Below are 18924 nucleotides of genomic sequence, written 5' to 3'. Positions count from 1 at the left end.
CCACCACTCCCCTACTCCCCCCGTACCACCCGCTCCTCCGGAATCACCGCAACCCCAAGAATCTCGATCATCGCCTCCGCCTGCCACAGCGCAGTCGTGCCGATCCCAGCCATCGCCGGGTAGACCGGCCCCGCAAGCTCGCGCCACACCTTCCCGATCTCCTTGCCGTGTGCCTGGTAGTCGGGGATGTCGGTGAGGTAGATCGTCAGGCTCACCAGGTCCTCGGGGACACCCCCGGCCGCGCGCAACGTGGTGAGCACGTTGCCGAACGCCTGCCTGAACTGCTCGACGATGCCGCCGGGGACGATCCGCATGTCCGCGTCCAGGGCCGTCTGTCCGCCCAGGTAGAGCGTGTTGCCGCTCAGCGTGCCGTGCGAGTAGCCGCTCGGGGTGGGGAGCGAGGGCGGGTTCACCGGGATCGGAGTCATTGCTGGTTGCTCCTCGGATGGATCGGACGGGGACGGGGACGGGCTGACGCAAGCAGCCTAGCCCATCTATTGACTGTTTTCGACGGTCGTGAAAATCTCGCTATAACGCAGCCCGGTCACCCCGGCCGCTCCGGCCACCGTCACACCGGCCACCGCCAACCCGAGGGAGAACGCCCATGAAGCTCGCCACCGTGGCCCACGGAGGCCGCACCACGGCCGCCGTGCTCGACGGCGACCGCTGGCGGGCACTGCCGGCCGACGACCTCTCCGCGCTGCTGACGACGACGGAACTCGACCGCTTCGCGAGCCTCGCCGGAGCCGAACTGCCCGGCGCCACCCCGGTGTTGCCGCTGCCGTCGCCGCGCAAGGTCGTCTGCTGCGGACTGAACTACGCCGACCACATCACCGAGATGGGCCGCGAGCTTCCCGCCCACCCCACGCTCTTCGCCAAGTACGCCGACACGCTGACCGGCCCCGAGGACGACCTGGTCCTGCCGCCCGGCCTCGACGTGGACTGGGAGGCTGAGCTGGCCGTCGTCGTGGGGGCGGAGCTCAGCCGCGCGGACCGGGACACGGCCGCGCGGGCGATCGCCGGGTACACGGTCGCGAACGACGTCAGCGTGCGGGACTGGCAGAAGCGCACGCTCCAGTGGTTCCAGGGCAAGGCGTGGGACCGCAGCACGCCGCTCGGACCGGTGGTCGTCACGCCGGACGAGCTCGACCCGGTCGCCGGCGTCGAGGTGATCTGCCGGGTCAACGGCGTCGAGCGGCAGCGCGGAAACACGAGCACGCTGGTGTTCGACGCCGCCGATCTGCTCGCCTACATCTCCACCTTCACGGTCCTGCGCCCCGGCGACATCGTGCTCACCGGCACCCCCGGTGGCGTGGGATCGGGCATGAACCCGCCGGTCTTCCTCGCCGACGGCGATCTCGTCGAGACCGAGATCCCCGGCATCGGCACCCTGCGCAACCGCTTCCGCCTCCTCACCGACTCCAGGAGCTGATCATGGAACCCGATTTCTCCAAGTACGTCCTAGAGGGCGACAACTCGTTGTACGCCAACGAGTCCGGCCTGGTCGTACCGGTCGTGACCCGGGGTGGTCTGGAGGTCGGTGCCACCGGCCAGTCCGCCGGGGCGACCCGGATCTCCGGCGTCTCCGTCCAGCACACGCCGGCCACCAAGCTGTGGTTCGGGAAGGTGAGCAACGAGTCGGGCTATCGCTCGGTGCCGCACCACCACGGTGAGGCGGAGACCGGCGGCTATGTCTTCTCGGGGCGGGCCCGGATCTATTTCGGCGAACGGTTCGAGGACTACATCGACCTCGGGGAGGGCGACTGGGTCTTCGTCCCGCCGTTCATGCCGCACGTCGAGTGCAACCTCGACCGCAACAACCCCCTGACCTGGATGACGACCCGCACCCCGGAGAACATCGTGGTCAACCTCGACGAGGTGGCCGACGCCGACCTGCGCGACTGGCTGGACCGGCCGTGAACGACTCCCGAGCCACCCACACCGACGTCCGCGCTGACGCCCGCGACGGCATCCTCTCCGGCCCGACCTCGGCGGCCTTCACCGCCGCCATCGCCCTCACCCCCACCGAGCCCGAGCACTTCGACCTCGCCTTCACCGCGACCACCCAGCCCTGCCCGTGGCCGAAGGCCTACGGCGGCGACATGGTCGCGCAGGCCACGGCCGCCGCGATGCGCTCGGTCGAGGGCAAGACGCTGCACTCGATGCACTCGTACTTCCTGCGGCCCGTCGACATCGGCGCCGAGGTCCGCTACGAGGTGGAGCTGCTGCGCGACGGGCGCGGCTACGCCACCCGGCAGGTCCGCGGCTTCCAGAACGGCAAGCCCGTCTACACCTGCCTCGCCAACTTCGCCGCGGGCGAGCCGGGCGCGACCTTCGCCGCCGAGCCCCCCGTCGGCGTACCGGATCCCACCGAACTGCCCAGCTCCGCCGCGTACTTGCGTGACACGTCCGCACCCCGAGGCACGATGACCGAGACCTCCGAGGCGTACTGGAGCGGCGGGCGCAGCTTCGACATGCGGCACGTGCCCGGACCCGTCTACCTCACGGTCGAGGGTGAGCGTGTGCCCCAACAGGCGCTGTGGGTAAGGCCGTTCGACGCCCTGCGTCCCGTCGACGGGCTGACCGACGAGCAGCGCGACCTCGCCGCGCTCGCCTACGTCTGCGACTACACGATCCTCGAACCCGTCCTGCGCGTACTGGACTTGCCGTGGGCGCTCCCGGGGCTCATCACCGCGAGCCTCGACCACGCGATGTGGTTCCACCGGCCCGGCCCCATGGACGGCTGGCTCCTCTACGCCCAGGAAGCCGTCGCCGCCGACGCCGGTCGCGGCCTCGCCGTCGGCCGGTTCTTCACCCCCACCGGTACCCACCTGGCCACCGTCGTCCAGGAAGGCCTGATCCGCAGCTCTTGATTCCCACGCAGCTCCTGATCCCTGCACGGCCCGCCCCCGGCCTGCGGAAAGGACCCTCCCGATGGACCAGTTGGACCAGATGGGCCTCTCGCCCTCCGCCTATCCGGACACGTTCGCCCGCGACCATCTCCCGCCGCGCGCCCAGTGGCCGGTCCTGGAGTTCACCACCGACGAACTCCGATACCCCGAGCGCCTCAACGCGGGCACCGAACTCATCGACGTACCCACCGCCCGCTTCGGCCCCGACCGCCCGGCCCTGCGCACACCGGAGGGCGAGGTGTGGACCTACGGCGAACTCCTGCGCCGCGCCAACCAGATCGCCCACGTCCTCACCGCCGACCTCGGCCTGGTCCCCGGCAACCGGGTGCTCCTGCGCTCCCCCAACAACCCCTGGACCGTGGCGTGTTGGCTCGGCGTTCTCAAGGCCGGCGGCATCGTCGTCACCACCATGGCGGCCCTGCGGGCCCGCGAACTCACCCCCGTCGTCGAGAAGACCCGCCCGGCCGTCGCCCTGGTCGACCACCGCTTCACGGCGGACGTCGAGGCCGTACGCGACACCGTCCTGCCGGACCTCACGATCGTGGCGTACGGCGGCAACGCACCCGACGACCTGACGCGCCAAGTGGCCGCGAAACCGGCGGAGTTCACCGCGGTCCACACCGCCGCCGACGACGTCGCCCTCTTCGGCCCCACGTCCGGCAGCACCGGCGTACCGAAGATCACCACCCACTTCCACCGCGACATCCTGTCGATCGACAACACCTTCGGCCGGCACACGCTGCGGCTACGGCCCGACGATCTCGTGTCGTGCACCGCCCCGCTCGCCTTCACCTTCGGGCTCGGCATCCTGGTCGTCTGTGCCCTGCGGGCCGGTGCGTGCGCGCTGCTGACGGAGGCCGTGGCGCCGGAGCCGCTGGCCGAGCTGGTCGCCGAGGCGGGCGTCACCGTGCTGGCGACCGCGCCGACGGCGTACCGGCAGATCCTCAAGTCCGGCAAGGCGGACCGGCTGCACGGTCTGCGCGGCGCGGTCAGCGCCGGGGAGCACATACCGGAAGAGGTGTGGCGGCAGCTGCACGAGGAGACCGGGATCAAGGTCATCGACGGCATCGGTGCCACGGAGATGATCCACATCTTCATCTCCGCCGCCGGTGACGACATCCGGCCCGGCTCGACGGGACGGCCGGTCCCCGGGTACCGCGCCACGGTCCTCGACCTGGCCGGCGAGGAGGTCGGCCCCGGTGTCGAGGGACGGCTGGCAGTCATCGGTCCGGTCGGCTGCCGCTATCTCGACGACCGGCGCCAGGAGAACTACGTCGTGAACGGCTGGAACGTCACGGGCGACACCTTCGTCCGCGACGAGGACGGCTACTTCTACTACCGCACCCGCACGGACAACATGATCGTCTCCTCCGGCTACAACATCGGCGGTCCCGAGGTCGAGTCGGCGATCAACACCCACCCGGACGTCCTCGAGTCCGCGGTGGTCGCCAAGCCCGACCCCGAACGAGGCTCTGTGGTCTGCGCGTTCGTCGTCCTGGTCGAGGGGGTCGTCGGCGACGAGGCCAAGGTCAAGGACATCCAGGATCACGTCAAGGCGCACCTGGCGCCCTACAAGTACCCCCGGGCGGTGCGCTTCTGCGACGCGCTGCCCCGCAACACCAGCGGAAAGCTTCAGCACTTCCTGCTGCGTCGGATCGTCGAGAAGGAGAACCAGGCATGAGGATCGCGATCGTGGGCGGCGGGCCTGGTGGGCTGTACCTCGCCGCGCTGATGAAGCAGCTCGACCCGGGGCACGAGATCACCGTCTGGGAGCGCAACGCGCCCGACGACACCTTCGGCTTCGGCGTGGTCTTCTCCGACGAGACCCTCGGCGGCATCGAGAACGCGGACACCGTCGTGCACGACGCGATGGAGAGCCGCTTCGCCCGGTGGACCGACATCGACATCGAGTTCGACGGGCACCCCTTCACGGTCGGCGGCCAGGGCTTCGCGGCGATGGCCCGCAAGGACCTGTTGCACATCCTCCAGGAGCGGGCCGCCGAACTCGGCGTCACCGTGCACTACCGCACCCTCGCGCCCGAAGTGGACGAACTGCGCGGCTCCTACGACCTCGTGGTCGCGGCGGACGGCATCAACTCGGCCGTGCGCACCAAGTACGCCGACGCCTTCGTCCCCTCCCTCGACCAGCGCACCAACAAGTACATGTGGCTGGGCACCGACCGGGTCTTCGAGGCGTTCCAATTCCTCGTCAAGCAGACCGAGTTCGGGACCATGCAGATCCACGGCTACCCCTTCTCCGACTCCGGTTCGACGTTCATCGTCGAGATGGCGGAGGACGTATGGCGCAAGGCGGGCCTCGACGCGGCGGAGGGCACGCAGTTCCCGCCCGGGGTGAGCGACGAGGAGTCGGTCGCCCGGATCCGCGAGATCTTCGCCGGGGAACTCGCCGGCCACAAGCTCCTTACCAACAACTCCCGTTGGCTGAACTTCACCACCGTCCGCAACGAGCGCTGGCACCACCACAACGTGGTCCTCCTCGGCGACGCCGCCCACACCGCGCACTTCTCCATCGGCTCCGGCACCAAGCTGGCCATGGAGGACGCCCTCGCGCTCGCCGCGTGTCTGCACGAACACCCCACCGTGGACGAGGCCTTGACGGCATACGAGACCGAGCGCCGCCCCGTGGTGGAGTCCACCCAGCGCGCCGCGCAGGCCTCGCTGGAGTGGTTCGAGAACATCGGCCGGTACGCCGGCCAGGACCCCGCGCAGTTCTGCTTCAACCTGCTCACGCGGTCCCGCCGGATCACCTTCGACAACCTCAAGGACCGCGACCCCGGCTTCGCCGACCTGATCGAGCGCGGCTTCGCCGAAGCCCAGGGCCGGGGCCGCACCGAGTCGGTCCCGGCGATGTTCCAGCCGTTCTCCATCGGCGGCCTCGAGTTGAAGAACCGGATCATCGTCTCGCCGATGGACATGTACTCCGCCATCGACGGAGTGCCGGACGACTTCCACGTCGTCCACCTCGGTTCCAAGGCGCTCGGCGGCGCCGGCCTGGTCATGACCGAGATGGTCTGCGTCTCCCCCGAGGCCCGCATCACCCCGGGCTGCACGGGCCTGTGGAACGACGCGCAGCGCGACGCGTGGACCCGGGTCACCGACTTCGTCCACGCGCGCAGCACGGCGAAGATCGGTCTCCAGCTGGGCCATTCGGGCCGCAAGGGCTCAACTCGGTTGATGTGGGAGGGCATTGACGAGCCGCTGACCGAAGGCAACTGGGAGGTCATGGGCCCGTCCCCGCTGCCCTACGGCACGGGCTGCCACACACCGCGCGAGATGACCCGGGCCGACATGGACGCGGTCGTAGCCGACTTCGTGTCCGCCGCCCGCCGAGGCACCGAAGCAGGCTTCGACCTCCTCGAAGTCCACGCGGCCCACGGCTACCTCCTCTCCTCCTTCCTCTCCCCCGTCGCCAACCACCGCACCGACGAGTACGGCGGCGACCTGGCCAACCGGCTCCGCTTCCCGCTGGAGGTCTTCGACGCCGTACGGTCCGCGTTCCCCGCCGACCGCCCGGTGACGGTACGGATCTCCGCCACCGACTGGACCCCTGACGGCAACACCGAGCACGACGCGGTCGAGATCGCTCGGGCGTTCGTCGCGCACGGCGCGGCGGCGGTGGACGTGTCGTCCGGCCAGGTCACGAAGGACGAGAAGCCGGCGTACGGCCGCTCGTACCAGACCCCGTTCGCCGACCGCATCCGGCACGAGGTCGCCGCTCCGGCGGGGGCTGCCGTGATCGCCGTAGGGGCGATCTCGTCGTACGACGACGTGAACTCGATCCTGCTCGCCGGGCGCGCGGACCTGTGCGCGCTCGGGCGTACCCACCTCTACAACCCGCAGTGGACTCTCCAGGCCGCCGCCGAGCAGGAGTACCGCGGCCCGGGTGCCGACTGGCCGGCGCAGTTCGCGGCGGGCCGCCGAAAGCCGCCCACCTCACGGACCGACGCGGTCCGCCCGCGCCTCGCGCTGCTGCGTGAGACTCCGTGGGACGCGGTGCACCTGCGGTGGACCCCGGGCAGGGCGGCGGAATGAGCGGGCCCTACGGCGTTCACCGTGCCCGCGTGGAGTGGATCGACACCGACGCGGCCGGGATCTACCACAACACCACCGTCGTCCGGTTCGCCGAGGCGGCGGAGGCCGAGCTGATGCGCGCGTACGACATCCCGGGCTACTTCCCGGTGGCACCCAGGGTGCGCTACGAGGTGGAGTTCGAGGCGTCGATCCGGTTCGGCGAGGAGGTCGAGACGCGGGTCGAGCTGGTCCGCCTCGGCCGCTCCTCGATGACCTTCGGCTTCGAGGTGTGGCGGAACACCGCGGACGGCAAGCCGAACTGCCGTGCCGCTAGGGGCAGTTATGTCACCGTGCACGTCCCCGACAAGGAGACCGGCGGCAGTGCGCCCTGGCCGGCCGCCTGGCGTACCGCGCTGGGCGGCCGGGCGGGATCGGACGCCGGTCGGGCGCACTGAAATACTACGATCGTGACGGCAAGCGATCTCGAAGACGACAGCCAGGGCCAGCCCGCACCGCCGCGATCCCTGATCGTGACGGTGTACGGCCTCTACGCGCGCGAGGTCGGCGGCTGGATCAGCGTGAGCACCCTGATCCGGCTGCTCGCCGAACTCGACGTCGACGCCCAGGCGGTCCGCTCGTCGATCTCCCGGCTCAAGCGCCGCGAGATCCTGGTGGCCGAGCGCCGGGACGGGCGCGCTGGCTACGCGCTGTCGCCGTACGCCCGTTCCGTGTTGGAGACCGGTGACCGGCGCATCTTCGAACGCCACGCCGTCACCGACGACGGCTGGGTCATCGCCGTCTTCTCGGTACCGGAGAGCGAGCGCCAGCACCGGCACCAACTCCGGTCACGGCTGGCCTGGTTGGGCTTCGGCACGGTCTCGTCCGGGATCTGGATCGCCCCGGCCCACGCCCTCGACGACACCCGCGACCACCTGCTGCGACACGGCCTGGACCAGTACGTCGACCTCTTCCGCGGCGACTACGTGGCCTTCGGTGACCCGGCCGAACAGGTGGGCCGCTGGTGGGACTTGGACGCGCTCCAGAAGCTCTACGACGATTTCGTCGCCGAGTTCACGTCGATGGCCGGGCGCTGGGCCGAGCCGGGCACGGTGTCCGACCGGGCCGCGTTCATCGACTACGTCCAAGTCCTCACGGCCTGGCGGCGGTTGCCCTATCTCGACCCGGGTCTGCCCAGCACCCTCCTCCCCGCCACCTGGTCCGGCGCGACGGCGGCGGATCTCTTCGCCACGCTCCGGCACGCCCTGGCGGACCCTGCGCACGAGTTCGCCCGGAGCCTGCTGGACGACCCCTCGTGATCCGGTGGGGTCACTTCCCGAAGAACGCCTGGTGGAACTCGGCGATGGTCTCGGGCGAGGCGTCGATCGCGGCGCACGGCGGGACGAAGCCGTCCTTGGCGCCCACGATGTAGTGCCCGCCTTCCGCGTACGACAACGTCTCCGGGATCCTGGTGTCGCTGGTGAGTACGACCGTCTCCGCGTCGCCGCCCTTGAACCACTGGTCCACACGGAATGTGGTCGTCGAGCCCTTGACAGAGGTGACCGTTCCCTCGAAGAGGGTCGGGTACTTCCTCAGCGTGTCGAGGCCGGGTACCACGCACTTGCCGGAGCCGCTCTCGGCGGTGAGCCGCAGCGCGCCGGCCGAGGGCACGGTCTTGGCCGAGGCCGAATGACCGTTGCCGTTACCGCTGGTGGCCATGATTCCTCCGGCGACGCCGCCGCCAAGTACCAGTAGTCCGGCCGCCGCGAGTCCGAAGAGACGCCGGCGCCCCCATCCCGCGGTCGCGATGCCGGCGGCGGTGGTCGCGGACTGAAGCGCGGTGTCGGTGTTCAAGGTGTCCTCCACAAGGCGGTCGATGTCGGGCGGCGGAGCAATTCCGGTCAGCGCCGGGTCCGCGGACTTCAGCCGGGCCAGCAACTCGTCGTCATTCACTGACTGCTCCTTCCTTCATCCCTCTTGTGTCCGGGCCGTTCGGCATCCTTTCGCCCCAGCTGTGCGGCGAGTCTCGCCTTCGCCCGGTGGAGCCGGATACTCACCGCGTTGGACGTCAGCCCGGTCGCCTCCGCGATCTGCCGCGGCGCGAGCCCCTCCCACGCCCACAGCCGCACCACCTCGCGGTCGAGCGCCCCGAGGGCATCGAGCGCGGCATGCAGCTCGCTGTGATCGGCGGCCCCCGCCGGAGACTCCTCCTGGGTCCGGATCAGCCGCTCCACCAGCCGGAGCCTGCGCCCGTCGGCACGGCGGGCGTTCGCCAGACACCCCCGAGCCACCCCGTAGCACCAGGGCAACACGTCATCGGGATCGGGAGGCGCATCGGGATCGGAACCCGCTCCGAGCCCGGGGACATCGTCAAGACGACGCCACAGCACCAGCATCGTCTCCGACAGGACGTCGTCGACCATGTCGGCGCTCGTCCGTCGCAGCAGATACCGGTGCAGCGGTTCCACCACCAGATGCGCCAGTCCTTCGAAGCGCGCCCGCCGCATCCGGCGCGCCTCCTGTTCCGTCATGGATTCCACACCCCGTACTGTCCGGCCGCGGCCGGTTCCTTTCACCGTCGTGGCCTCGGTTTTCACGCCCTCGGCCACCCTCTCCCCTGACGGACCGTCATGAAAGAACCGTGTTAACTCGGCGCGCGACCCCTTGCCAAGCCGAGATAGTACGTGCTCGGATTATCTCTGTCGGGCGGCACCCCACCGTACCGAAAACGCTGCTCAACCCATGCCTCGCGGGGTCTGTCCGCCCTGCCTCCGCTCTCCGTCCCCCTCCTCTCCCCCTCTTCGCTCCCCCTTCCGTCACCGCGCCCGGAGCGTGTCCGCGGCATGTCCGCAGCCCGCCGAAGAGCGCGATCGGCACCCTCGGCGATATCTGGAGAAGCCCGTGTTCGATCTTTCGTCCGTCGACCTGCTCGACGCCTTCACCCGCGAGCTACGGCTCTGCAAGCTGCGCAGCGGCGAGCACGTCGTGGTGCTGTCCGAGCCCGGCAGCCGCGGTGACTACGTCGCCGCCGCCTTCGGCGCCGCCAAGGCGTGCGGGGCCCATGTCATCTCCGCGACCGTGCCGGGCGGCAGCCCCGCGCCGATGCCGAGCACCCACACCGGTGCGGGCCCCGGCCTGGTCTCCGTGCTCAACGACAGCACCGCGCAGGACCTGCTCAAGTCGGCGGACCTGGTCGTCGACCTGACCCGCGAGGGCTTCATCCACGCGCCGGTCCAGCAGGAGATCCTGCGCGCCGGCACCCGCATCATCTTCGTCTGCGACGCCCCCGACGTACTGATCCGCAACCTGCCCAAGGAGGGCGACAAGGCGGAGGTGCTGGAGGGCGTCGACCTGCTGAAGCGGTCGTCCGTCATGCGGGTCACCTCGGACGCGGGCACCGACCTCACCGTCCAACTCGCCGGTTCCAAGCCGGAGTTCCAGTGCGGTTTCGCCGACGACCCGGGCCGCTGGGACCACTGGCCGAGCACGATGGTGCTGTGCTGGCCGGAGATCTCCGACGGCCAGATCGTGCTCGCCGAGGGCGACATCCTGCTGCCCTTCAAGGAGTACGTCCGCTCCCCCGTCACCCTCCAGATCGCGGGCGGGCACATCGAGAAGGTGTCCGGCGGCGCCGAGGCCGAGCTGCTGTCGACGTTCTTCGAGGACGCCCGGGACGAGTGGGCGCGCAGCCTCTCCCACATGGGGTGGGGCCTGATGCGTACGGCCGACTGGTTCGCCACGGCGATGTACGGCAAGGACGACCTGATGGGCATGGACGCCCGCGCGTTCGCCGGCAACTTCCTCTGGTCGACGGGCCCGCACCCGGTCCTCGGGCGTGAGTCGTACGCCCACCTCGACATCGCGATGCGCGGCTGCACCGTCACGGTCGACGACGTCGAGGTCGTCACCGCCGGGAAGCTCACCGACGGCTGAGCGCGTCACTCCTGGCCCATGAACCACCCGTAACCGCAGGCGAGTTGGAGGAAGTGTGGCGCCCAGCCAGTCGTACGAAGTCACCGTCGTCGGAGGAGGTCTCGGCGGGCTCACCACCGCGTTGGCACTGCGGCAGCGCGGTCTGCGGGTCACCGTCCTGGAGCAGGCGTCCGAGCTCGGTGAGGCCGGCGCGGGCATCCAGACGGCGCCCAACGCGAGCCGCGTCCTGATGGGACTGGGGCTGCGCCCGCAGATGGAGGCCATCCACACCGAGCCGCTCGACCAGGTGCGGCGGCGGTGGAAGGACGGCGGCATCGTCGCGCTGACCTCGCTGGGGCAGCGCTGCAAGGACCAGTTCAACGCCCCCTACTGGCACTACCACCGGGCCGATCTCCACCGCGTTCTGCTGGACGCGTGCGTCGACCCCGCCGGTCCCGGACCCGTCGTGGACGTACACACCGGGAGCAAGGTCGTCGAGCTGGACCGCACCGACCCCGAGCGTCCCGTGGCGGTCACCGAGGACGGGCGCCGGTACGCCGGTGACGTGCTTGTCGGCGCCGACGGCATCCGCTCGCGGACGCGTGACCTGATGGGCGCCCCCGACACTCTGCTGTTCTCCGGCGAGATGGCCTACCGGGCTTTGATCCCAGGGGAGTTGATCGCGGCCGACCCGGCGACGCGCTGGCTCGTGGACCGTTTCCAGAGCACCATCTGGTACGGCCCCGACCGGCACCTCGTGCACTACATGATCCGGGGCGGCGAGTACCTCAACGTCGTGGCGTGCGTGCCCTGCACGGACGAGGTCGCCGAGAAGTGGAGCGTGACGGCGACCGCGCAGGACCTCGTGGACGCGTTCCCCGGCTGGGACGACCGCGTGCCGGCCATGCTGTCCAAGGCGAAGGAGGACGTCTCCGCCTTCGCTCTCCACCACCGGCGCCGCGACCCGGTGTGGATGGACGGCCGGGTCGCCCTCCTCGGCGACGCCTGCCACGCGATGCTCCCCTATCAGGCACAGGGCGCCTCGCAGGCCATGGAGGACGCCGCCGTACTGGCCGAGGAACTCGGCGCGGTCACGTCCGCCGACGTCGAGGGAGCGCTGCGCCGCTACGTCGACCGGCGCGCCAAGCACGCCGGCATGGTCCAGGACGCATCGCTGCGCAACAAGACCTTCTACCACCTGCCCGACGGCCCCGAACAGCGGGCCAGGGACGAGAAGTTGAGGAACTTCGACGGCGAGTCGGACCTCTCCTACGACTGGCTGTGGTCCGGCACGCCGCTCAACGACCCGGATCTCGGCGCGTTCTCGTACCGGTTCGCGCGCTGAGTCCCCTTGAGAACTGCCACCCCCTGCACACACCGTCCGGTCCGCACGCCGGAGCCCCGCGAAAAAGCGCGCCCGCAACCGTGCGGCACGTACCAGACACGCAACACCGTGGAGCGAACGTGAAAACAGGCGATCAGATAGTTCAGGAACTCCCCTGGAAATGGCCCGTCCAGGGAAAGATCTTCATCATCGGCGGCCTCGGCTACCTGTTCGACGCGTACGACATCGCCCTCAACGGCTTCCTCATGCCGCTGGTGGGTGAGCACTTCGACCTCTCGCTGAGCGATCGCGGGTACGTGGCCACCGCCAACCTCGTCGGCATGGCCGTGGGCGCCATCGTCTGGGGCTCGGTCGCGGACCGGATCGGCCGGAAGAAGGCCTTCAGTGTCACCTTGCTGATCTTCGCCGTGTTCTCCGTCCTCGGCGCGCTCTCGCCCACGTACCCCGTCTTCCTCGCGCTGCGCTTCCTCGCGGGCATCGGTCTCGGTGGCTGTATCCCCGTGGACTACGCGCTGGTCAGCGAGTTCTCACCGCGCAAGTACCGGGGCCGGGTGCTGACCGGGCTCGATGTGTGGTGGCCGGTGGGCGTCACGCTGTGCGGGTTCGTGTCGACGGCGCTGCTGTCGGTCGACGGGAACTGGCGGTGGATGCTGACGACGATGGTCCTGCCCGCGCTGCTGCTGTTCTGGGCCCGCCGCGGCATCCCGGAGTCGCCGATCTACCTGGCGAAGAAGGGCCGCGAGGCGGAGGCCAGGCAGGTCATCGACGACCTGGTCGCCCGCACCGGCGCGCCCGCCGTGCTGTACTCGATCCCGGAGCCGGTGGCCGAGACCGGCCCACGCGGACTGGCCGCGGCGGCCGAACAACTGCGCCGCATATGGAAGTTCAGCCCGCGCGTCACCTCCGCCGCCTGGCTGCTGTTCGCCACGATCATGCTGGTCTACTACGCGGCCCTGAGCTGGATGCCGACGATCCTCAAGGACGAGGGCCTCGGTGACACGGCGGCCTTCATGAAGACGACCTTGATGAGCGGGGTCGGCATCATCGGTGTGCTGGTGTCCACGGCCCTCGTCGACATCGTCGGCCGCAAGTGGCTCATCGGGGTCTCGGCGCCGATCGCGTCCCTCGCGCTGGTCGTGTTCGCGCTGGTGATGGACATGCCCACCGGGTCCGTCGTCGCGATCGCCGTCTTCGGCTTCCTGATCCAGCTCACCATCCCCGCCCTGTACGCGTACGCCTCCGAGCTGTACCCCACCGAACTGCGGGCCAGCGGCTTCGGCTGGGCCTCGTCGGTCAGCCGGGCGCTCACCGGATTCGCCCCGATGCTGTTCGGCTCGCTCATGTGGCCCGCGCTGGGACTGGCGACGACCTTCGCGGTGCTCGGGGTCGCGGTACTCCTGGCCGTCGTATGGATGGCGTTCGCGGCACCGGAGACGAAGGGCCGGGTCCTGGACGCCGACGAGGAGGAATCGCCGGCCCTCCCGCGGCTGAGCGTCGCCGAGCAGCCCGCTCTCTGAGGCACAGCCCTCCCAGGCCGACCGACTACTTACGGAGGACCATGAAGCCCGCCCCCTTCCAGTACCACCGGGCCCGCGACGTCGACGGCGCCGCGCGGCTGCTGGCCGAACTCGGCGACGACGCCAAGGTCATCGCCGGCGGACAGAGCCTCGTCGCGATGATGAACTACCGGCTGGCCCGGCCGCGCCACCTCGTCGACATAGGCGGCCTGCGCGAACTGGACCGGATGCACCGGACCGCCGACGGCGGACTGCGCATCGGGGCGCTCACCACCCATCACACGGTGGAGAGCGACCCGGCCGGGGTGCTGGGGGCGGGTTTCGGGGTCCTGCGGAAGACCATGACCTGGATCGGACACCTCCCGATCCGCACCCGTGGCACGGTCGGCGGCAGCATGGCGCACGGTGATGCCACCGCCGAGTGGTGTCTGCTCGCGGTGACGCTCGGCGCGGAGTTCGTGGCGCGCGGGCCGCAGGGTGAACGCACCGTCCCTGCCGGGGACTTCTTCCACGGCTACTACACAACGGCCCTCGACCCGGACGAGATCCTCGTCGAGATCGTCTTCCCGCGCCCCGCACCGCACGCCGCACTCACCGAATTCGCCGAACGGCGCGGGGACTTCGCCCTCGTGGCCGCCGCGGTCGACCTCGATGTGGAGGACGGCGAGGTGCGCGGGGGCCGGGTGGCGCTCGGCGGGGTGGCCTCCGCCGCCGTCCGGGTGCCGGAGGCGGAGGAGGTGTTGGTGAGCGGCGGCTCCTTCGAGGCGTGTGCGTCGGCTGCGGCGGAGGCCGTGGAGCCGCCCGCCGACGCGTCCGGCAGCACGCACTACCGCAAGCAACTCGTCCGCACCCTGGTCCGGCGCGCCTGCGAGGAGGCGGTGTCCCGATGAGCGATGTCCCCATGAATGAACGGAAGTTGGTGGGCAAGGCGGTTCGCCGTCGCGAGGATCCGCGCCTGCTCGCCGGGCGCGGCCGGTTCGTCGACGACATCGCGCTGCCCGGCATGTTGCACGCCCAGTTCATACGCAGCACGGTCGCCCACGCAGAGCTGGCCTCGGTGGATGTGTCGGCGGTGCGCGAAGTCCCGGGCGTCGTCGCGGTGTTCACGGCCGAGGACCTGGAACTCGGTGACATCGTCGCTCAACTGGGGCGCCCGCTCTCGGAGTTCGTCCCGACCGCGATGCCGGTGCTGGCCCGCGACAAGGTCCGCTACGTCGGTGAGCCGATCGCGATCGTCGTGGCCCGGGACGCGTACGCGGCGGAGGACGGCCTGGAGGCGGCGAAGGTCTCGTACGCCACGCTGCCGCCGATCATGTCCGAGGAGGCGGCGTTCGCGGCCGGCGCGCCGCTCGTCCACGCCGAAGCCGCGCACAACACGCTGGTGGACGTCTCGCTCTTCGCGACGGACGGCATCGACGAGGTCTTCGCGTCCGCGCCCTGTGTCGTCGAGGTCGACACCAGGACCGGACGGCAGAACGCGCTGCCGCTGGAGACCCGGGGCGCCGTGGCGCACTGGGACGACCGCGAGGAACAGCTCGTCGTACACACCTGCACTCAAATCCCGCACCAGGTGAGGACGGTGGCGTCCCGCTGCCTGCGCCTCGACGAGCGCGCAGTACGGGTCGTGGTGCCCGACATGGGCGGCGGGTTCGGCCAGAAGTGCGTCGTCGGCCGCGAGGAGATCGCCGCAGCGGCAGCAGCGCTGCGGCTGCGGCGGCCGGTGAAGTGGATCGAGGACCGCAAGGACGCCCTGTCCGCGTCGTTCCTCGCCCGCGAACAGCACTACCGGGCGCGCGCGGCCTTCGACGCCGAGGGCAGGATCCTCGCACTCGACACGGACGTGGTCTGCGACATGGGCGCGTACTCCTGCTACCCGTTCACGGCCGGCATCGAGCCGTTGATGGCATCCGCCGAGATGCCCGGCGTCTACAAGCTGCCCGCGTACCGGGTGCGCGGCCGGGCGGTCACCACCAACAAGGCGCCCACCGGCCCGTATCGCGGGGTGAGCCGACCGCAGTACGTCATGGTCATGGAGCGGCTCTTCGAGCGCGCCGCCCGCGAACTCGGCCTGGACCCGGTCGAGATCCGCCGCCGCAACGTCATCACCGAGTTCCCGTACAAGGGCGTCAACAGCATCACCTACGACCCGGGTTCCTACCTGGAGTCGCTCGACCTGTGCGAGCGGTCCGTCCGGGAGGAGGGCTGGTACGAGAAGCAGGCAGCGGCGGCGGCCGAGGGCCGGCACATCGGCATCGGCTACTCGTGCTTCAGCGAGCGCACCGGCTACGGCTCGGCGGCCTTCGCGCAGCGCAAGATGAAGGTGGTCCCCGGCTTCGACATCTCCGAGGTACGGATGGACACCAGCGGCGCGGTCACCTTCACCACCGGCACCATGAACCACGGCCAGAGCCACGAGACGACGATGGCTCAGATCGTCGCCGACCAACTCGCCCTGGACATAGCCAAGGTGAGACTCCATCAGGGCGACACCGACCGCATCACCTACGGCTTCGGCACCTTCGCCAGCCGCTCCATCACCATCGGCGGCAGCGCCGTACGCCTGGCCGCCGCGAAGCTCGGCGACAAGCTGCGCGCAATCGCCGCGTCCCGCTGGGGAGTTGCCCCCGACGAGGTGGAGCTGGCGGACGGCGCCGCCCGCCGCCATAGCACCCAGGACGTCCTCACCTACGAGGAGATCGCCGACATCGCCTATCTCCAGGCCCACTTGCTGCCCAAGGACATCGAGCCGGGCCTGTCGGTCACCGCCACCTTCGACGTCTTCAACGACGGCACCTTCTCCAACGCCACCCATGCCTGCGTCGTCGAACTCCACGCGGGCACAGGGCAGGTGGAGATCCTGCGGTACGTGTGCGTCGAGGACTGCGGGGTCGCCATCAACCCCCAGGTCGTCGAAGGGCAGTGCCGGGGCGGCATCGCGCAGGGCATCGCGGGCGCGCTGTTCGAGCAGGTGACGTACGACGCCCAGGGCGAGCCGTCGGCGACCGGCTTCATGGACTACAAGGTGCCCACCGCGCACGAGATCCCGGACGTGCTGATCCACCACCTGGAGACGCCCTGCGCGTTCACCGAGACCGGCGCGAAAGGTGCCGGCGAGGGCGGCACGATCGGGGCACCCGCCGCCGTACTCAACGCCGTCAACGACGCCCTGCGCCCGACCGGCGTCGAACTCGACCACACGCCGATCACCCCCGAGACCGTGCACCGCGCCCTGAACGGCGCCCCGAGCCTGGAGTTGTCCTCATGAACACCGACCCCGTGGCGACGCATCCGAACCTCCAGCTCATCGCCCTCGACGTCAACGGCGAACGGCACGACGTGATCACCGAGCCCCGCCGCACCCTCGTCGACGTACTTCGGCACGAACTGCGGCTGACCGGTACGCACGTCGGGTGCGAGCACGGGATCTGCGGCGCCTGCACGGTGCTGGTCGACGAACGGCCGGTACGCGCCTGCCTGATGTTCGCGGCGCAGGCGGAGGGGGCGCGGATCCGCACGGTCGAGTCATTGTCAGAGGACGGCGGCGGTGAACTCAACGATCTGCAACGGGCGTTCAGCGAGCACCATGCGCTCCAGTGCGGCTTCTGCACGCCCGGGTTCCTGATGCTCGCCGAGGGGTTTCTCGCCGAGCGACCCGAGGCCACGAAGGAGGAGATCCGCGAGGTGGTCGCCTCGAACCTGTGCCGGTGTACCGGCTACCAGACCATCGTCGAGGCGATCGACGCCTGCGCGACGGCTCGGCGCGGAACGTGCGCCGACATCTGCGACAGCCCTGCCGGCAAGGAGCACTGACGTATGCAGCTCACCAACACCGTGCCGATCCAGGCCTCCCCCGACGACGTCTTCGCCCTGATGAACGACGTCGAACGGGTCGCCTCCTGCATGCCGGGTGCCGCGCTCGACGGGCAGGACGGCGACACCTGGCGGGGCCGGGTGAAGATCCGGGTGGGTCCCATCAGCGCCTCGTACGCGGGCACCGTCCGTTTCCTGGAGATCGACGCCGAGCGCCGGCGGCTGCGGGTGCACGCGCGCGGTACGGACACCCACGGCAGCGGGGACGCGGAGGCGGAGGTCTCTCTCGACGTCCTCGCGGCGCCCGAGGGAGCGCTGCTCCAGCTCTCGACGGACCTGGTGATCCGGGGCAAGATCGTCCAGTTCGGCAAGGGCGCGATCGTCACGGTGTCGGACCGGATCCTCCAGCAGTTCGCACGGAACCTGGGCAGCCTGCTGGACCAGGACCGGGCCGCGGGAACCACCCCTGCCGTGTCCGCGCCCCCGATCGCGCCCGCCGCAGCGCGACCGGCCGTGGCACCGGACTCCGATCTCGACGGCCTGGCCATGCTGTTGGGCCCGCGAGCCGCCAAGTACGGCCTGGTGGCAGGGGCGTTCGCCGTCGGTGTCCTGGAGGGCTGGCTGCTCGGCCGACTCGGCGCCCAGGCACGGGAGTTGCGCACCCTTCGGAGGACGTCATGAGTGACGCTCAGTACGGCCAGGAGACGGAACACACCTACCGGCGGGCCGGGTTCGGGGCGCCCGTGCGCCGCGGCGGCCGCCCCGCGATCGTCGTGGTCGACCTGACGCGCGGCTTCACCGAACCGGGCTTCCCCTCAGGGGCCGACCTCACCGAAGTCGTCGCGGCGACAGGCGAGTTGATCGCGGCGGCGCGTCCGGCCGGCGTACCGGTGGTGTTCACCGCGATCGCCTACACATCGGCTGAGGCGGCGGGCGACGCCGTCACCTGGCTACAGAAGGCACAGGGCATGCGAAGCCTCGTCGAGGGCGGCGAGGAAGTTGCGCTCGACTCGCGCCTGCCTCGCACACCGCAGGACCATCTGATCGTCAAGAAGGGCGCTTCCGCGTTCTTCGGCACGTCCCTGGCCGCCCTGCTGACCGGACTCGGCTGCGACACGGTCCTGGTCTGCGGGGCGACGACCAGCGGTTGTGTACGGGCCACCGCCGTGGACGCCGTGCAGTCCGGTTTCCCGGTGCTGGTGCCGAGGGAGTGCGTCGGCGACCGCGCGCCGGGTCCGCACGAGGCGAACCTCTTCGACATCCAGGCCAAGTACGGCGACGTGATCGACCTCAAGGCCGCCGTCGGTTATCTCGACGGACTGCCCAGGACATCCCCGTAACCCCACCTGTTGCTCTGCGTAATTGGAGAACCCATGCCCCCACCCACCCGCCTACTGGC

At 70.2% G+C, this 18924-nt stretch carries 18 protein-coding genes; 15 read left to right on the top strand and 3 right to left on the bottom strand.

Features of this window, described 5'->3' with window-relative positions:
* Positions 1-11: 11 nt before the first annotated feature.
* Complete coding sequence (locus ACNFOC_RS32805; protein ID WP_327406841.1) at positions 12-428, bottom strand: RidA family protein; 417 nt, start codon at positions 426-428, stop codon at positions 12-14.
* Between the two features lie 176 nt (positions 429-604).
* Between ACNFOC_RS32805 and ACNFOC_RS32800 the strand changes: the two genes are divergently transcribed.
* The 7 genes from ACNFOC_RS32800 (at position 605) to ACNFOC_RS32770 (ending at position 8260) form a co-directional block, all read left to right on the top strand.
* Positions 605-1432, top strand: coding sequence for a fumarylacetoacetate hydrolase family protein (locus tag ACNFOC_RS32800; protein WP_416962674.1), 828 nt, complete (start codon positions 605-607; stop codon positions 1430-1432).
* Between the two features lie 2 nt (positions 1433-1434).
* A complete protein-coding gene (locus ACNFOC_RS32795) occupies positions 1435-1920 on the top strand; it encodes a cupin domain-containing protein (protein ID WP_416962673.1) in 486 nt (161 codons plus the stop codon).
* Positions 1917-2873 carry an acyl-CoA thioesterase gene (locus ACNFOC_RS32790; RefSeq protein WP_416962672.1) on the top strand — a complete coding sequence of 319 codons (957 nt, stop codon included), beginning with the start codon at positions 1917-1919 and terminating at the stop codon, positions 2871-2873. Before ACNFOC_RS32795 ends, ACNFOC_RS32790 begins: the two co-directional genes overlap by 4 nt.
* Before the next feature lie 61 nt (positions 2874-2934).
* Positions 2935-4593 (top strand): AMP-binding protein, encoded by a 1659-nt coding sequence (locus ACNFOC_RS32785; RefSeq protein ID WP_416962671.1) that lies wholly within the window; start codon positions 2935-2937, stop codon positions 4591-4593.
* A complete protein-coding gene (locus tag ACNFOC_RS32780) occupies positions 4590-6965 on the top strand; it encodes a bifunctional salicylyl-CoA 5-hydroxylase/oxidoreductase (protein WP_416962670.1) in 2376 nt (791 codons plus the stop codon). Before ACNFOC_RS32785 ends, ACNFOC_RS32780 begins: the two co-directional genes overlap by 4 nt.
* Before the next feature lie 29 nt (positions 6966-6994).
* Positions 6995-7399, top strand: a complete 405-nt coding sequence (locus ACNFOC_RS32775; protein WP_416962669.1) for an acyl-CoA thioesterase — start codon at positions 6995-6997, stop codon at positions 7397-7399.
* Between the two features lie 12 nt (positions 7400-7411).
* On the top strand, positions 7412-8260 hold the full coding sequence (locus ACNFOC_RS32770) for a PaaX family transcriptional regulator (protein ID WP_416962668.1): 849 nt from the start codon (positions 7412-7414) through the stop codon (positions 8258-8260).
* Between the two features lie 10 nt (positions 8261-8270).
* On the opposite strand, the gene ACNFOC_RS32765 is transcribed toward ACNFOC_RS32770, so the two are convergent.
* Both ACNFOC_RS32765 and ACNFOC_RS32760 read right to left on the bottom strand, forming a co-directional pair.
* Complete coding sequence (locus ACNFOC_RS32765; protein ID WP_416962667.1) at positions 8271-8894, bottom strand: hypothetical protein; 624 nt, start codon at positions 8892-8894, stop codon at positions 8271-8273.
* Positions 8891-9550, bottom strand: coding sequence for an RNA polymerase sigma factor (locus ACNFOC_RS32760; RefSeq protein ID WP_416962666.1), 660 nt, complete (start codon positions 9548-9550; stop codon positions 8891-8893). The genes ACNFOC_RS32765 and ACNFOC_RS32760 overlap by 4 nt, the downstream gene beginning before the upstream one ends.
* A gap of 292 nt (positions 9551-9842) precedes the next feature.
* Between ACNFOC_RS32760 and ACNFOC_RS32755 the strand changes: the two genes are divergently transcribed.
* The 8 genes from ACNFOC_RS32755 to ACNFOC_RS32720 all read left to right on the top strand — a co-directional run bounded on the left by ACNFOC_RS32755 (position 9843) and on the right by ACNFOC_RS32720 (position 18865).
* Positions 9843-10874 carry a 2,5-dihydroxypyridine 5,6-dioxygenase NicX family protein gene (locus ACNFOC_RS32755; protein ID WP_416962665.1) on the top strand — a complete coding sequence of 344 codons (1032 nt, stop codon included), beginning with the start codon at positions 9843-9845 and terminating at the stop codon, positions 10872-10874.
* A 55-nt stretch (positions 10875-10929) separates the two neighbouring features.
* Positions 10930-12198, top strand: coding sequence for an FAD-dependent oxidoreductase (locus ACNFOC_RS32750; protein WP_416962664.1), 1269 nt, complete (start codon positions 10930-10932; stop codon positions 12196-12198).
* A 119-nt stretch (positions 12199-12317) separates the two neighbouring features.
* Positions 12318-13715 carry an MFS transporter gene (locus tag ACNFOC_RS32745; protein ID WP_416962663.1) on the top strand — a complete coding sequence of 466 codons (1398 nt, stop codon included), beginning with the start codon at positions 12318-12320 and terminating at the stop codon, positions 13713-13715.
* A 41-nt stretch (positions 13716-13756) separates the two neighbouring features.
* Positions 13757-14605, top strand: a complete 849-nt coding sequence (locus ACNFOC_RS32740) for an FAD binding domain-containing protein (RefSeq protein WP_416962662.1) — start codon at positions 13757-13759, stop codon at positions 14603-14605.
* Positions 14602-16980 (top strand): xanthine dehydrogenase family protein molybdopterin-binding subunit, encoded by a 2379-nt coding sequence (locus ACNFOC_RS32735; protein ID WP_416962661.1) that lies wholly within the window; start codon positions 14602-14604, stop codon positions 16978-16980. Before ACNFOC_RS32740 ends, ACNFOC_RS32735 begins: the two co-directional genes overlap by 4 nt.
* Positions 16977-17525 carry a (2Fe-2S)-binding protein gene (locus ACNFOC_RS32730; RefSeq protein ID WP_416962660.1) on the top strand — a complete coding sequence of 183 codons (549 nt, stop codon included), beginning with the start codon at positions 16977-16979 and terminating at the stop codon, positions 17523-17525. The genes ACNFOC_RS32735 and ACNFOC_RS32730 overlap by 4 nt, the downstream gene beginning before the upstream one ends.
* A gap of 3 nt (positions 17526-17528) precedes the next feature.
* A complete protein-coding gene (locus ACNFOC_RS32725; protein ID WP_416962659.1) occupies positions 17529-18206 on the top strand; it encodes an SRPBCC family protein in 678 nt (225 codons plus the stop codon).
* On the top strand, positions 18203-18865 hold the full coding sequence (locus tag ACNFOC_RS32720; RefSeq protein WP_416962658.1) for an isochorismatase family protein: 663 nt from the start codon (positions 18203-18205) through the stop codon (positions 18863-18865). Before ACNFOC_RS32725 ends, ACNFOC_RS32720 begins: the two co-directional genes overlap by 4 nt.
* Positions 18866-18924: the final 59 nt, after the last annotated feature.

This window comes from Streptomyces colwelliae, assembly GCF_048158785.1.
Taxonomy (GTDB): Bacteria; Actinomycetota; Actinomycetes; order Streptomycetales; family Streptomycetaceae; genus Streptomyces.
Note: the sequence above shows the minus strand (reverse complement) of the source record. Positions and strands in the feature narration are given on the sequence as shown.